Source organism: Gilliamella sp. B14384G10 (assembly GCF_016101685.1).
In the GTDB taxonomy this organism is placed as follows: domain Bacteria; phylum Pseudomonadota; class Gammaproteobacteria; order Enterobacterales; family Orbaceae; genus Gilliamella; species Gilliamella apis_A.
In genome coordinates this window covers 85,583-99,449 of the sequence record NZ_JACFQA010000001.1, presented here as the reverse complement: position 1 = coordinate 99,449, position 13,867 = coordinate 85,583, and the positions used below count along the sequence as shown (strand labels likewise).

The 13,867-nt window shown below is 34.4% G+C and carries 23 protein-coding genes; 14 read left to right on the top strand and 9 right to left on the bottom strand.

Annotated features, from left to right (window positions below):
- The 9 genes from H3T54_RS00525 to H3T54_RS00485 form a co-directional block, all read right to left on the bottom strand.
- A complete protein-coding gene (locus H3T54_RS00525) occupies window positions 1-297 on the bottom strand; it encodes an ArsR family transcriptional regulator (protein ID WP_198220370.1) in 297 nt (98 codons plus the stop codon).
- Window positions 298-309: 12 nt separating this feature from the next.
- A complete protein-coding gene (locus H3T54_RS00520; protein ID WP_198220369.1) occupies window positions 310-612 on the bottom strand; it encodes a DUF2730 family protein in 303 nt (100 codons plus the stop codon).
- Entirely contained in the window at window positions 609-809 is a 201-nt protein-coding gene (locus H3T54_RS00515; protein WP_198220368.1) for a TraR/DksA C4-type zinc finger protein, read from the bottom strand. Before H3T54_RS00515 ends, H3T54_RS00520 begins: the two co-directional genes overlap by 4 nt.
- 105 nt (window positions 810-914) lie before the next feature.
- Window positions 915-1,370 carry a hypothetical protein gene (locus tag H3T54_RS00510; protein ID WP_198220367.1) on the bottom strand — a complete coding sequence of 152 codons (456 nt, stop codon included), beginning with the start codon at window positions 1,368-1,370 and terminating at the stop codon, window positions 915-917.
- Entirely contained in the window at window positions 1,363-1,986 is a 624-nt protein-coding gene (locus H3T54_RS00505) for a transglycosylase SLT domain-containing protein (protein WP_198220366.1), read from the bottom strand. The genes H3T54_RS00510 and H3T54_RS00505 overlap by 8 nt, the downstream gene beginning before the upstream one ends.
- 2 nt (window positions 1,987-1,988) lie before the next feature.
- Complete coding sequence (locus H3T54_RS00500; RefSeq protein ID WP_198220365.1) at window positions 1,989-2,372, bottom strand: putative holin; 384 nt, start codon at window positions 2,370-2,372, stop codon at window positions 1,989-1,991.
- 192 nt (window positions 2,373-2,564) lie between these two features.
- Window positions 2,565-2,936, bottom strand: coding sequence for a hypothetical protein (locus H3T54_RS00495; protein WP_198220364.1), 372 nt, complete (start codon window positions 2,934-2,936; stop codon window positions 2,565-2,567).
- 9 nt (window positions 2,937-2,945) lie between these two features.
- Window positions 2,946-3,530 (bottom strand): hypothetical protein, encoded by a 585-nt coding sequence (locus H3T54_RS00490; protein WP_198220363.1) that lies wholly within the window; start codon window positions 3,528-3,530, stop codon window positions 2,946-2,948.
- The gene (locus tag H3T54_RS00485; RefSeq protein ID WP_198220362.1) at window positions 3,527-3,949 is read right to left on the bottom strand and encodes a helix-turn-helix domain-containing protein; all 423 of its coding nucleotides are present in this window, start codon (window positions 3,947-3,949) and stop codon (window positions 3,527-3,529) included. The genes H3T54_RS00490 and H3T54_RS00485 overlap by 4 nt, the downstream gene beginning before the upstream one ends.
- Window positions 3,950-4,043: 94 nt before the next feature.
- Between H3T54_RS00485 and H3T54_RS00480 the strand changes: the two genes are divergently transcribed.
- From H3T54_RS00480 to H3T54_RS00415, 14 genes are all read left to right on the top strand, one after another.
- Window positions 4,044-4,235 (top strand): DNA-binding protein, encoded by a 192-nt coding sequence (locus H3T54_RS00480; protein WP_198220361.1) that lies wholly within the window; start codon window positions 4,044-4,046, stop codon window positions 4,233-4,235.
- 45 nt (window positions 4,236-4,280) lie between these two features.
- On the top strand, window positions 4,281-4,589 hold the full coding sequence (locus tag H3T54_RS00475; RefSeq protein WP_198220360.1) for a helix-turn-helix domain-containing protein: 309 nt from the start codon (window positions 4,281-4,283) through the stop codon (window positions 4,587-4,589).
- 4 nt (window positions 4,590-4,593) lie between these two features.
- On the top strand, window positions 4,594-5,574 hold the full coding sequence (locus H3T54_RS00470; protein ID WP_198220359.1) for a hypothetical protein: 981 nt from the start codon (window positions 4,594-4,596) through the stop codon (window positions 5,572-5,574).
- Between the two features lie 15 nt (window positions 5,575-5,589).
- The gene (locus H3T54_RS00465) at window positions 5,590-7,371 is read left to right on the top strand and encodes a DDE-type integrase/transposase/recombinase (RefSeq protein WP_198220358.1); all 1,782 of its coding nucleotides are present in this window, start codon (window positions 5,590-5,592) and stop codon (window positions 7,369-7,371) included.
- A gap of 110 nt (window positions 7,372-7,481) precedes the next feature.
- On the top strand, window positions 7,482-8,603 hold the full coding sequence (locus H3T54_RS11820) for an ExeA family protein (RefSeq protein ID WP_370527325.1): 1,122 nt from the start codon (window positions 7,482-7,484) through the stop codon (window positions 8,601-8,603).
- The gene (locus H3T54_RS00455; RefSeq protein WP_198220356.1) at window positions 8,600-8,878 is read left to right on the top strand and encodes a hypothetical protein; all 279 of its coding nucleotides are present in this window, start codon (window positions 8,600-8,602) and stop codon (window positions 8,876-8,878) included. The genes H3T54_RS11820 and H3T54_RS00455 overlap by 4 nt, the downstream gene beginning before the upstream one ends.
- Before the next feature lie 19 nt (window positions 8,879-8,897).
- A complete protein-coding gene (locus H3T54_RS00450) occupies window positions 8,898-9,419 on the top strand; it encodes a host-nuclease inhibitor Gam family protein (RefSeq protein ID WP_198220355.1) in 522 nt (173 codons plus the stop codon).
- Window positions 9,420-9,421: 2 nt separating this feature from the next.
- Entirely contained in the window at window positions 9,422-9,565 is a 144-nt protein-coding gene (locus H3T54_RS00445) for a hypothetical protein (RefSeq protein ID WP_198220354.1), read from the top strand.
- Between the two features lie 96 nt (window positions 9,566-9,661).
- On the top strand, window positions 9,662-9,979 hold the full coding sequence (locus H3T54_RS00440) for a hypothetical protein (protein WP_198220353.1): 318 nt from the start codon (window positions 9,662-9,664) through the stop codon (window positions 9,977-9,979).
- Entirely contained in the window at window positions 9,969-10,370 is a 402-nt protein-coding gene (locus tag H3T54_RS00435; protein WP_198220352.1) for a gp16 family protein, read from the top strand. The genes H3T54_RS00440 and H3T54_RS00435 overlap by 11 nt, the downstream gene beginning before the upstream one ends.
- A gap of 18 nt (window positions 10,371-10,388) precedes the next feature.
- Window positions 10,389-10,904, top strand: a complete 516-nt coding sequence (locus H3T54_RS00430) for a hypothetical protein (RefSeq protein ID WP_198220351.1) — start codon at window positions 10,389-10,391, stop codon at window positions 10,902-10,904.
- A complete protein-coding gene (locus tag H3T54_RS00425; protein WP_198220350.1) occupies window positions 10,897-11,259 on the top strand; it encodes a Mor transcription activator family protein in 363 nt (120 codons plus the stop codon). Before H3T54_RS00430 ends, H3T54_RS00425 begins: the two co-directional genes overlap by 8 nt.
- Before the next feature lie 570 nt (window positions 11,260-11,829).
- Window positions 11,830-11,985, top strand: coding sequence for a hypothetical protein (locus H3T54_RS00420; RefSeq protein ID WP_198220349.1), 156 nt, complete (start codon window positions 11,830-11,832; stop codon window positions 11,983-11,985).
- A gap of 864 nt (window positions 11,986-12,849) precedes the next feature.
- Window positions 12,850-13,554, top strand: coding sequence for a hypothetical protein (locus tag H3T54_RS00415; protein WP_198220348.1), 705 nt, complete (start codon window positions 12,850-12,852; stop codon window positions 13,552-13,554).
- The last annotated feature ends 313 nt before the right edge of the window (window positions 13,555-13,867 follow it).

The following is a 13,867-nucleotide window of genomic DNA, read 5'->3' as shown; positions in this document are numbered from 1 at the left end:
TCATGCTCCCGCACTTGGTCGCTTTACTCCCGGAACTGTAACTTTTCCTTGCGCAACATCGGCACCAAAATCAGTTAAACGAGCAACAATTACACTACCTATTGTTTCACTTTTAACTAAATTTTGTTGAGAAAGCCAGCTCAAATGAGTTTTAACTTGATCACGACTAATAGCGTGACCATAGTGATCTAACGCACTATAGATAATGCTAGAATTACTGCTATAGCTCGGCATTTCATATAAGATACGCAAAATAACCAAACGTTGATCTTCTTTTATAAATTCAGCGTAGCTCATAATTCCTATCCCTCACTTTGTTTTCAATAAAAATTGGTTAATATTATTAAGCTGATGTGACAAACCAGATAAACGATCTGATAACTGTGTCAAAGTGGCTTCATTGCTGCTTAATTTTTCAATTAATTTTGTTACGTGTTGCTGGGTCGGTAGTGATTTAACCGTTTCCTCAAGCTGAGTTATTCTGATGCGTAAATCCAATAGTTCTTTTTGGCTAGCAGATTGACGCCCAATTAACCACGAGTAAACACCAACTACCGCCATTACAGCCCATTGCAGAAACTGCCAATTGAAAGTGAGTTCATTAAAATTCATCGTTTATTCCTTTTTTCTTCTATCGAAGCACATTCAATACATAAATCAGTCACTAATACTTTTCGACGTTCTTCAGCTATCGGCTCTTCACAGATTCGACAATACAAACTTGATACTCCCGTTTTTGTTTGATGTTTCGCCAGCGCACGGTCTAGTGCTTCCATTTCAGCTGTTGTTGCTAAATCAGCGTTGTCCACTTATTTACCTCATTAATATATTTTAGTAATTCAATAAAACGACCAGAGCATTGTCCATATTGGTCGTATAATTCTTTTAGTACTTCAGCTAAACCATCAGCGGTATTATTTCGTCGTTTTACGGGTAATTCGCATGGTACCGTCAGTTGTGCTGGTAAAACCATGGGTTGTTGCTTCAGCTGCACGGGTGCGTGCTGAGTCGATAAATTGCAAGACACGATCATCAAACACACAATTACTGCGGTTAGTAGCAGTGGAATTAAGTGCATCACGTAGCGCATTTGTTGATTTTTCATCATATAGTTTCCTTTCTGCCATTTGTTGTGATAATGCTGAGCTGGCGTCAACAGCATTTTTAGTTAGCTGTTCAGTACTATTAATCAATTGATTTAATGCATTAATTGTTTGTGTAGCTTGTGTTATTGCCTGTTTTTGTTTTCCATTACTGACACCGAAACCATAGGCTGTTATGACGGATGTAATTACTAACGCAATTACTAAAAAACAGTTTTTATTGCTCACAAAAAAGTTTTTGATTAATTTATATATATTTTTAATCATCACAAACTCCTAAACCCCAATTTTCAGCAATATAAACAGGCTGCCAGCGGTAGATTATCCGAATAGGATAATCACGGTTTTCTTTGAAATTTATACTTTTGCGACCACCATTAATATTTTCAACAACACCCCAATAGTGTGTAGCATCTTGATATTCTCGTTTTGCTCGTTGACGATCACGATTCACCCAACCTAGTCCACCGTTATATGCTGAGAGCGTGAATCCCCAGCGGTCACAATCACTCGCCGTTGCATTAATACGCTGATATAACCAATAATCATATTGAACAAGTGCACGCAGTGCCCAAGATGGGTTATACGGCTCATTGCTTCCTAATGATTTAGGGTAAGCCCCTGCAATCCAATCAGCCGTAGTTGGCATAAACTGAGCCAAACCTTGAGCACCCACATGTGATTTTGCGTTTACTTTCCATCTTGATTCTTGATGAATTTGAGCGGCAAACAGTGATACAGGTGCATCAAGACCAAAGATTGCACGTGCATTACGTGTCAGTTCCCGTTGATGTTGCTTAGCATCATTTGGTACACCAGCTATAGCCGGCGCTAAATGACAACTAAACAGCATAAATACAATAAGCAAGGTTAAGTAACGCATGTCTATAATCCAAGTGTTACGCCAAGAATCACAGCGGAAACAATCAACGCCCGACGAATCAGAACAACCGCAAAAATGATCTGATAATTATTAATTACTGGATATGCAACGTCATAATTTTCACCTTTGTTAACTTCTCCATAGCCTCTTTTGTAAGGGCCTTCTTTCCAATTAAAAAGGAGATAACTTCCGGGAGATGCATAAGGAAAAAGAGCACGGTCTAGATGGTAGCCAATAACGGCTGAAAGCAAGACTAAAGAGAGTTTATATATAACAACCGGTAATTGTTGTGGTGAAAATAAAGCAATAATTGAAAATAAGATGATAGCAAGAACGTACCATTTCAATAGGCGGATATTTGATAATTTTTTGACTGGATGTTTCATAAAAAAACCTCATAGTTATTAATATGAGGTTATTATGATCTTGATTAGTTAATCAGTAATTTGAACTGGGGCAGATTAATTGTTATTCATCACTATTCGGAAGTCCTTTTGAGCAAATATCTATAGATGAGTTATTTTTATGCAAAAATCATTAAAAAAGAATCACACTCAAAATAAAACCCACGGCAAAATTTAATCATTTTTTTTACAATTAGCTTTCCATTTTTCCTCAAACCATTCTTTATTAATCAATGGTTCAATAGTAAAGTTCGATGTTACAGTATCGGTCACTGATCCATTTTTTGTAATATCAACTTTAACAAAAAAACGAAGAGGGAAACCATAATAATTACCATACATGTCTTTAAAATCAGCATAGCCACATACATAACTACGGAATGCATTATCAGAACTATTATTTTCTTCTACAAAGTATACTCGGCTAAATTTGGGGTCTTTTAAGTGTTTTTCAGCCCTCTCTTTTCCTAAGTCAACCGCCAACTCTCTTGGGTTATAACAACTCACTAATAAAATCGAAATACAAAATAACCATAATTTTTTCATCTTTAATCCTTAAAAAATAATCGCCCCCAAAATAAAGCCCACAGTAAATATCGCTAACGTGGGTTTTGTTTGAGTTTTAAATAATGTTATCGTTTGATTATAAAAATTTTTATTATTTAAATTTTCTAAATTAGAAAGTTCCTCAATATAATTTAGTACATTTTGTAGCTGCACTTTATTAAGCTGTTTTAAATCTGAAGTGCAGAATTGTCTTTTACTATAATGATTCATCTTATCTTTTAATCCTTTCCTGTCATTAATTTCACTAAGAATCAAATGGATAAGCATTTTGCAAGATGCTTTTTCTTTAGTTGCTTCAAATTCATCAATTAAAAATTTATTAGCAATAGGAAATTGTGATACTGTTATTTCACTAATACTACAAACACCAAGAATAGCGTGTAGTTTGAGCCATAGTTCCCGTGCTGTTACTCCACCATAGCTTTCAATATCAGAAATTAAATTATGAAGTGATTTTCGTTGTGCGGGAACCAACGGGCGAGTATCTAAATCATCTTCATTGTTTGACGTAATATTATAAATATCCCTACCTGCTATTTGTTCAGCTGTATTATCTTGAATTCCAAACGTCACTTTGTTTTCCGTCTCCTACTTGTATAAATATTTCCACCAGCAATTTGACCTTCACCACGGATCGTATTATTCGAAATATTAACCCCTGCCTGTTGAGCCGTTCCCGCCGTTAGTGCACCTAACGCCGCGGCTTTAATAGTAAGTGGTGCAGTTCTAAATAAAACTAATAATTCTTGCTCGTCAGATGATAATTCTGGCGCAAGACCTTCCCCTGTTAATAACCAATTAGGGTCAGTATTAAATTTAGCCATTAGATTAAAAATAAAATTAGCATCAATAACTCTGTCTCCGGATTCATATCTAGCAATACTTTGCCTATCAACACCCAACGCCTTTGCGAAAGCTGTTTGAGATAAATTACCTCTAATTTTTTTTAATCTCTCTCCAACCAATGAAATATCTAATTCATTTAAATGCATCTAAAAACACCTTGACATTGTATCTAAATGGATACAGAATGTATCACATAAATTATAAATTAGTTATTAATAACTTATATCAAAGGAGATAAAAATGCCAAAAGTTCTCACTCCCGAACAAGTTAAGCAACAATTTCAACAAAAGGGTAAAACTATTAAATCATGGGCAATAGAAAATGGTTATCACCCCGTCGTTGTTTATAACGTTCTGAATGGTCTAAGCCGTGCTCATCGCGGTAAAACACACGATATAGCGGTAAAACTCGGCTTAAAACAAGCCAGTTAACGTTGATTGTAACAGTTTTTCATATACAGCAAAAGGTAGAAAAACATGCATAAATCACAAATTTCAACATCAGGAAGCCGGGCATTAAGAGTGTTGAAAGCACTTAAGGGGTATACATTAACTGGAATATCAAATGGTGATATTGCAAAAATGATAAATGAATCACCAGTGAATGTTACTCGCGCATTGAAAACACTGATAGAAGAAGGTTTCGTTATTAAACTGGATAATGGATTATTTGCTCATAGCATACAAATGTTACAAATCGCACAAGCACACGCTATTCACATTACGAAAATGCAAGACCAAATAACAGAAATCAATCAGCGTATTACAGCTGGTTCAAGAGGATAACAAAATGGCAAGAACCGCAAACAAAACAAAAGAAAAGATTGAACTACCTGTAATTGATGAGCAAGGGATTAATGACGTAATGAATACTATGACTACGATTCAAAGTGAATATAGCGAGGATCGTGATCTAGTTAATCAACTTTTAGGTCAGGCTCAAATGGCTGATGCTTTTGCTAAATTTTCCGTGACTGTCACGACTTCTAAATTAAAATTTGTTAAAGAAAACAAGCTTTATCGAGCATTAAAAGGTAAAAAAAGTCGTGACGGTCACGAGTTTTTAACTGGTACATGGCAAGAATTTTGCTCTCTATTAGGGCGTTCTGTTGAACAAATAGATGAAGATATTCGTAATCTAAATATGTTAGGCGAGGAAGCGCTTGAATCTATGTCTCGCATGGGTATCGGATACCGTGAATTACGCCAATACCGTAAATTACCGGAAGACCAAAAAACGGCACTGATTGAAGTAGCGAAAGCTGGTGATAAAGAAACGCTAGTTGAACTAGCAGAAGAGTTTATTGCTAAAAATGCTAAAGAAAAAGAGCAGCTCAAAACAGAAAATAGTAATTTGCAAGCCGACTACAAAGCATTAAGCAAACGTAATGCTGATGTAGCTAAAGAAAAAGAAGTGCTAGCGATAAAATTAGCTCAATTTGAAATGAAAACCGTGCCACTTGATGAGCGTTTAAGTCCACTAAAAGAGCAGATTGCAAAAACTCAATCGCATATCGATGAGCTATTAGAACAACAACGACAATATTTGCAAATTGTAGACAATTTACAAAGAGAAATTATCGACAATGATCAAAATTACGACCCAGAGAAACACTATCAACTACCCGAATCGTTAGTTGTAACACTTACGATATTGTATCAATCATTAAAATTAACATCATCACAAAGTAAACGCATATATTTCGATTTTTGGAATAATTTTAGTGATGATATTGAAATAGACCCCAATGAAACTGCAATGAATTATTAATTTAAGGTGATAAGTATGATAACGCCATCGATTCGTGATTACTTAAATAATGTTGCAAAAAAACTGGATAGCGTTGGTCATGGTCAACGAGGACCAATATTAGATGAAGCACAGGAGTTTTTAGGCTTTTCAAGACAAACGATTTACAGACAGTTAAAGCAGGTTTGCGGTTGGTCTAGTGAACGAAAAGCAAGGGCAGATAAAGGTAGAATGACAGTTTCAAGTGAATCATTGTTAGCACTTGCAGCAATGAATCGTGAATCGATTAGAGATAATGGCAAGCAGACAATGTTTACAACAACTGCTAGAGGGATATTAGAGCAAAACGGACATGAGATTAACGTCAGTAATGCAACTCTAAATCGACTAATGCGCCAACGTAAATTGAACGTAAACGCACAAAAAGTCGCTAATCCAGTTCAATCACTACGTGCATTGCATCCAAATCATGTTCATGAAATCGATCCGTCATTATGTTTAATTTATTACATGAAAAATAAACAACATATCATGCGTGATCGCGATTTTTATAAAAACAAGTTAGAAAACTACGCAAAAGTTAAATACAAAGTCTGGCGTTATACTTTATATGACCGTGCATCTGGCATGATTATACCATGGTACGTTGAAGCTGCAGGCGAAAACCAACACTCATTATTCCAATTTTTAATGTTTGCTTGGGGTAAACAAGATGGGCGTTTATTTCATGGTGTGCCAAAGTTATTGTATTGGGATAAAGGTTCAGCAAATACATCATCAGCAATCAAGAACTTGCTAGACCATTTAGAAGTTAAATATCTAGAACACGAAGCCGGAAATGCAAGAGCTAAAGGTGGTGTTGAAAATGCCAATAATATCATCGAAACACAATTTGAAAGCCGTTTAAAGTTTCAACCTATCAGCAGTATTGAAGAGTTAAATCATGCTGCAATGAACTGGGCGGAAGCATATAACGCCAATCGTTTACCTGGGCAAGATACTCGTTTGCGGCGGATTGGGTTATCAGAACCAGTATCACGCCAAACATTATGGCAACATATTACCGCCGAGCAGTTAAGAATATTGCCAGCTGTAGATGTCTGTAAAGCGTTGATGGCAAGCCGAGAGCAAGAACGTCAAGTTAAGGCTGATTTAACCATTAGCTTTAAACATCCACAAGCTGATAGTTCGCTGATTTATAGCTTGAAAGGTTTAGATGGTATTGCTGTTAAAGATAAAGTCAGCGTGCGCTCATTGGTTTACGGTGATTGTGCTATTCAAATTGAAGTACCTCGTTATGACGGTGAAGCACTGATTTATCGTGTTGAGCCAGATCGTAATTTTGATAAATTTGGACAACGTTTAGATGCACCTGCGATTGGCGAAGAATATAAATCTAAAGGTGATACCGAAATTGAGCAAGCAGCGAAAGCGATGGATCAAGTTGCATACCCTGACATGACCGAAGATGAAATCAAAAAAGCAAAACAAAAACAAGTTGCGCCGTTCGGTGGCAAACTCAATACACTCAGTTATCTAGAAGATATTAATCATCCAGCTTATTTCGAACAAAAAGGAAGTGAAATTGACACACCGGAACATTTAAAGCCAGCTACCACAACATTAACATTAACCGCAGCTTTAATGAGAATTACTAGTGAAATCGGTCGCAAATTAACAACTGATGAAAATAAATGGTTATCAGCACGTTATAACGATGGAGTGCCAGAAGATTCATTGGATTCATTAATTCATACATTCAAAACACCTATTGCTGTAGGTGATGGTACAACAGGAATATTCAGGAGTGTTAAATAATGTTGAAATTAAAAAATGTAATGAAGCAATTCAATATTAAGCAAGCACAGTTAGCTAAGTGCATTGAATACAGGGGTAATTGCATAAGTCAGGCCGTTATTAATTTAATTGTGAATCGCAACATCTGGCCACGCTCTATTAAACGTGAAGAACTAGAGCAGAAGATTGAAAAGGCATTAATCAAATTAGGTTTAAGCAATGATTATTTGCTCAATATTTTTGAAGAAGAAACTGACACAGCCGAAATCTTGGCGGACGACGCTGTGTCAGTTGACTCAAATGAGAAATTAACAAAGGAGTCAGCATATATGTTACTACGAAAACAAACAATAAATCGAGATGCACGTGCTCATTTTCGCATTCCGCGTGACCCATTCACTGATGAAATGACACAAGATGCGGATGTTTATCTTTCTGACGATATTCGCTACGTCCGTGCAGCGATGCGTCAAACCGCTCAGCACGGCGGTATGTTAGCGGTTATTGGTGAAAGTGGTAGTGGTAAATCAACATTACGTCACGATTTGATTGATTTTATCAATATCAATCATGAACCCATCACAGTTATTGAACCATACGTACTAGGTTTAGAGGACAATGAAGTTAAAGGCAAGTCGCTCAAAAGCATGGATATTAGCAGTGCGATTATTAGCTCAATTAACCCGCAATCAAAACCACGTCGAAGCGCAGAAGCGCGTGCTCGCCAAATGCACGAACTACTTAAGAACAGTGCATTATCAGGTCGTAAACATCTGCTGATAATTGAAGAGGCGCACGGATTGCCAATTCCAACATTGAAACATCTAAAAAGATTTTATGAACTCCAAGAGGGTTTTAAAAAATTACTGTCAATTATCCTAATTGGACAAACGGAGTTACAAACCAAACTATCAGAGTATAACCCTGAAGTTCGTGAAGTTGTGCAACGTTGTGAAGTGGTAAATATTAAACCGTTAGATTTCAAAGTCGAAGAGTATATCAAGCATAAATTTGCACGTGTTGATATGGACTATACAGCATTATTTGACGCATCAGCATTTAATGAAATCATCAAACGCCTACGAGTGGCATCAAATCGCAGAGGCGAAAAGCAAGTGCGTTCATTATGTTATCCGTTGGCAGTTAATAATTTAGTTTCAAATGCATTAAATCTAGCCGCGCGTATCGGAGCTGAAAAGGTAACAGGCGAAATAATTGTTGAGTGCATTAAGGATCGTGGAGATATGTTATGAAAATGGTAAATAATCAAGTAATCAATAATGCAATAAATGCTGTCAATAAAGCAATCAACACACTAGCCAATGAGGAATTAACTGTTGTTGGTTTTTATCATGACTCGCTATCAAAACCAACAATTGAAATCGAACACCATCCAAAATGCAATAAGTTTATAGCCACTGGTACAGCAATATATTACCGACATGAAGGCTATTACAGGTTCGGGCAATTTGAACTAAACGGTTGCCGGATAGTATGGAAAGAGCGTGATATAAGTCGCTTGCATTAATCTAATAGGAGCTATAGAAATGATAAAAACTAAAAAACGTATTAAAGCTACCGCATCAATTTATGTTGTGCAATCAAAAGATCAAACAACAGAGGCTATTAAATATCTAGGTGATATTCAACGTGAATTAGTTCGTTTAGAAACTGAAATGAACGATAAAATCGCTGAAATTACTGCAAGTTATTCATCAAATATTGAAGTATTAAAAAAGAAGTCAGCAGAAATACAAAAAGGTATCCAAATTTGGTGCGAAGCAAACCGTGATGAATTAACCAACAATGGTAAAGTTAAATCAGCTAATCTTGTTACAGGTGAAATACAGTGGCGCAATCGTCCACCATCGTGTGTTATTCGTGGTTTAGAAACGGTTATAGAAACACTGAAAAAGCTAAAACTGGAACGATTTATTCGTACAAAAGAAGAAGTTAATAAAGAAGCTATTTTAAACGAACCAAATGTAGTAGCACATGTTCCTGGCATCACTATCAAAAAAGATGTAGAGGATTTTGCGATAGTGCCATTTGAACAGGAGGTTATCTAATCATGCAAACACAAGATTATTATATTTTGCATCAATTTATATTAAGCCAGACTGCTAATTTTATAGTTCACTGTAAAGAGTGTGGTTTATCTGAATTTGAAGCTGATCGCATCATTGACGAGTTAGAAGAACTCATAAATGACTAATCAGGATGGTAAATCTATATGGGAATAAACAAATTTTCAAATCCCATCCGATATACACCTGACCATCATGTTTCGATAAGCCATGAACATTCGTTTATGCGTAAAACCGATGGTCAAGGTTATGTCGATGGAAAATTATATGACGAGCTCTACGCTGAATATATAAAGTTAAAATCAAAAAAATCATTTGGTTTTGAGGATATTTATATGAAATTAATTACAAAATCTAAAATTTCATCAACAACTTTTAAAAAGAGAATAGATGTATTAGCAAAAATAATTGATGATGCTGGGCTTACATATGCTCGATATGTTTCATCGTTGATTTCAGAAAAAGAACTTGAAACAAAGAGAAAACAAATTGCAATTGAGGCATATAACTTATTGTTTAAGGATAAAATCTATGAAGCATAAATATATAAGATTAATTCACATTGCAAAGTCCCAGTTAAATATAGATGACGATACATATCGCCATCTATTACAAACTTTAACCAAAAAAAACAGTACTAAAATTATGACAATCCGGGAATTAAAAAAAGTAGTAGATAATCTAAAAGCAAAAGGTTTTAAAGTTAAATCATCAAAAAAAGCAGGAAGGATAACTGCTACAGAACCTGTTCACCAGAAAATACGTTCTCTTTGGATAGAACTTGCAAATGCTGGTACCGTAAAAAATAGATCAGAAAAAGCCATCAATGCATATGTAAAAAGGATAACAGGTATTGAAGTAATGGACTGGCTTAATACAAAACAAGCAATGATTGTTATAGAAAGCCTCAAGCAATGGCAAGCCCGCATATAAAAGAAGGAAAACCGAAAGATGAACTTAACCCGCTGTCCAATTTGTCATCATGACATCAGTTTAGAAGCTTTGTTATCAGATGAAGCAGGACGTGAACTATTAACCATAATCACAAAATTAGGTTATGGTTGTGCCAGACCATTAACGGCATATTTAGGTTTATTTCGTACTCCAAAATCAAATTTGAGTAATGCTAGAGCAGTAAAATTAATTAATGAAATATTGGCACTCTATCAACCAAGTCGTCATTTAGCATATGCGTTAGACCAAACAGTACATAGCATACACATTAAACGTTCAAAAGGAGAAGATAAACCTCTTAAAAGTCATGCATACCTGAAGTCAGTTTACGAGTCAACTAAACCATTATTTGCGTTTGTAGAACACAAAGAAGTAGATAAGCCAGCACGTAGTAGTGATGATGAGTATTTTGAACAAATGTATTCTATGAAAGCTGATTTCACTAAGTTAGAAAAAACAATTCCAGGAGCCTTAGCATGGTATAAGAAGAAAACAGGAGTGAATTATGTCTAAATCAGCGATGTCAATTAAACGTCATGAACTGTTAACTCATGTATCATTATCTGTTGCAAATGAAGCACTAGATTATGGATTACCTGAAGACATTGCCAATCAATTAGGGGATAGCATAGCAAATACTATTTCAGAATTATTTGGTGGTCAAAATTTCACATTTCCACGTGATTATATCTTCAAACTTAACCAACGTGATCTACAAATCTATGATGCATTTAAAGGTAACAACTATGCAGAACTAAGCCAAAAATATAATATGACTGAACGTGGTATCAGAAAAGTAATTGACCGAGTTCATAAACGAATGATAAAAGAAAAACAACCAACCTTATTTGATTTCAACGATGCCTAATCAATTTTTAGAGCAAAATTTTTTAGGCAATTTTTTATTTCATATTTTGTAACACTCTTTCAAAAAACAATTTCATTATTTCCCCTTTTATTTTGTTATATCCCATTTATCTCATCATTCTGTTATTATTTATCATGTTCTATTTCATTTAGTGCACGATTTTTGAGTTTAAAATCGATATTACATATATAGAGGCTAAGCAGACTATTAAGTATTTCTATAAATTCAGCCTATGCATTAAATGCAGGCAGGCCAATGAAATTCATGCTTGTCATAATCCATCACGTATAACCATCAGTGCAAGTAATAGTGAGATAAAGACTGCGTATGATCAACCTAATGAGAGAGATTTTATTGGTGGTAGCCATAGTTTTCAAAGCGAATCGAGAGTCGTCAGTGGCGTGTTATGCTCAGCCAAATTTATATTTTGATAAAGCTTCACAAATGTCTGCGCCAATAGGAGAGATTCGATGCGTAAGGTATCATGGTCGCTTTTGGGATTCAGGGATGTCATAAAATAAATATCGAGGATCTCCATGTATAGGCTCACATGGTATATATTTTTACCTATTGCTAGAAGGAATTAATCCAGATGTAGTCGTAACAGCTAACGGTAAGACGGTAAGATCAATAGAAGGTGGTTATGTAAGCTTATCTTTAAGTGCTGGTCATACGGGTGAATGGCAACATAGTGCAGGTAAAGGTCCTAATCCAAATGGAAAATAGAACCGGCATTAAAGATAACATTTAATAGTCCAGATTATAATTCAGTGGTGAAAAGTTTTTATTATATGAATATAAATTCATGCATCGGTATATTGTACAAACAGAAAAATTATTTTCATAGAAGTGATGCAGATAACTATTGTAGAAGTTTAGCTGATGGTTATCGTTTGGCGGATAAAAGGTTTTTTTCTAATTTCTCATATAGTGGAAACCGATTGGAGATTTCAATTAATTGGAGAGTTTTATTTAAGTGATTATTTACAGTGTCGTGAAAACATATTGTTTAATTGCATATTTAAATAAAATATTTTAAGAAGGGGCGATTCAAAATGTTATGTTGGTTTCGTCTTTTTTTATTAAAAATAAAATACTTAAAAACCAAACTATTATATGATCTTCTCAAAAAGGGGGCATAATAAAATTATACTTTGCCTTTTTACCAACAACATTTATAGCATATTGTGGTCTAGTGCACTGCAGTATAGATAGTTTAAAGAACAAACAATAACATCGATAGGTTTATTTAAGATTAGGCGCTTGTTGCTATTCCAAAAGATAAAGCGCTTGCAAATAATGAACGGTACATAATGTCAATGACAAAAACAATCATAGGCAGGTCACAAAAATGATAAAGGTGTCGAAGGAACAACGCATTGTAATCCGCAAATCGCATTGATTTGCTTATCCTAGTTGAACCGAAACTATCCAAAGTATAATGGTGACAATAAATTCAAATCTATTGAGTACAATAGGGATTTATACGCTACTTATTGGCATAGTAAATAAATTTGCGTGGAAGAAGAATTTGAAAAACAATGATTTTTTTGATATTTTGTTTCCGTTTGTTTTGAATGGAAATGAAACATGAAAAAAATAATTGTTGTCTCTATATTGACTTTACTTAGTTTTAATTCATTTGCTAATGATAATGCAAAAAGACTCACAGAACAGATTTTAAAAGGTGATATTTCCATTTTTAGAAATGAAGGAAATTCAAATATTCGTCATGCGATACCTACTGTAAATGCTTTACAATTAATTAGCGAGTATAACAACAACCAATATAAATATGAAAAGACATATAATAATCAAATTGTTAATATTAAAACTTCAGCTTCAGGCTTAAAAACTGATTTAAGTGGTGAACCCTTCGTCGTGGCAAATGGTAAAAATCAATTTGAATATGTATTGCTAGAGTTGAAAAATAAAGATGATGCGAAAGAAATTAGTGAAGGTAACAAATTAGATTTAATCTGCGTCGCTACTAAAGATAATCTCAGTTTTCCGATATTAAAAAATTGTGTTAAGTCTGACGATTATTTTCAAAAATATTTTGAAGTAACAATGTCAAAAATCAATAAATTAGAAAAAGACGATAAACCGTCATCACCGATAGAGACCTTTTATTTAGCATTATGGAAATTCGATATTCAAAAACCTAATACATTAGACAAATATAAAACATTTAGTGAACTTATGCAGAATAAATCAGATTTCGATGAAGTAACAGCATTAGTTAAAGCGAATATTACAGAAGAAAACCGCACTACTACAATGCCAACACCATGATTTTAGTTAACTACAGATTAGGTCGTTAAAAAATTTACTCAAACCGCCAATAGTGCGGTTTCTTATTGCTCAAATTATTATAAATAACATGCCGTTACAAAAAATTAATTTAATATTTTAGTATAAATGGTATGAAAAGAAAGTGTTAAAGACAGTGAATATTCAAGGAACAAATTCAAAAATCGATAGCTACCAACTTATCAATTTGTTTCATTATATTAAATATAAAGCCAAGTATAGATTTAACGCAAGTATAAATACATATTATTTTGATGCTTTTTTATCGAAAATAAAAGTTTTTTAAATCTGTTTT